The organism is Bacillus sp. JJ1521, from assembly GCF_036965165.1.
Taxonomy (GTDB): Bacteria; Bacillota; Bacilli; order Bacillales; family Bacillaceae_L; genus Ferdinandcohnia.
Map to the genome: position 1 here is coordinate 9,497 of NZ_JBALOX010000203.1, position 928 is coordinate 10,424.

The window sequence follows — 928 nt, forward strand, 5'->3', positions numbered from 1 at the left end:
CTACTAAATAAAGTTATAAGCGCTTAGCCCCTATGTAGCGTGATTGCCAGTAGTTAATCGTCATATCTCCAATACTAATACCATCAGTGGAGTCTGCGTGTATGAATTTATTGTTTCCGAGGTATATGCCTGCATGTGACGGACCAGGCTTATACGTTTGAAAAAAGACAATATCGCCAACGCTTGGTGCAGAAACACTTGCCCCTTGGCTCCAAATGCCTGGAACCGTGCGTGAGATGTTTACTCCTTTTTGTGCATAAACAAATTGTAAAAATCCACTGCAATCAAAGCCGTTTGGTGAAGTCCCACCCCAGACATAAGGAACTCCGATATAATTCATCGCAATTGAAATGACACTAGCATCCACAGGTAGCACTTCAACTGTTTTAATTGGTGCCTCACTAGTTTCGGGATTTGAATCCGACCTTGGCTGGGCCGTTACAACTGTTGCCTTTTTGATGGTGAGTCCTCTAACATTTTTATTTTTCATAATATGGTCAATCGTTTCTTCAGTTGCAAGCCCATTTGCTTCTAAATTAAACTTCTTTTGGTACATCTCCACACTGTCTTTCGTGATGGTTTCAAATTTCCCATCGATGGGTCCATTATAAAATCTTAGTCTTTGTAATTTGGTTTGAAGCTGTTTTACCGCAGGTCCTTCGTCACCAACTGTGTAGAAGGCAGGAGTAGGTTGCAGGATAACTTGGTTTAATTTTTCTAATGTTGCTTCCCCGGCGATTCCATCGATTTTCAATTCATATAATTCTTGGAATCTCTTAACGGCTTCTTGGGTTGCTGCACCATAGTGTCCATCAATTGTTTCGTAGAAAAAATTTAATTTATGTAACTCAAATTGAAGAAAGCGAACTGGATATCCAGTGTGGCCATAGCGTAATTCCTGTTTTGTATCGAATTGATAGTTTTTATC

The 928-nt window shown here is 40.0% G+C and carries 1 protein-coding gene; it reads right to left on the reverse strand.

Annotated elements, in window-relative coordinates; all coding sequences use genetic code 11:
- Positions 1-13 precede the first annotated feature (13 nt).
- The coding region (locus V7147_RS21855) for a C40 family peptidase (protein WP_335369920.1) at positions 14-928 on the reverse strand (915 nt) is incomplete at its 5' end.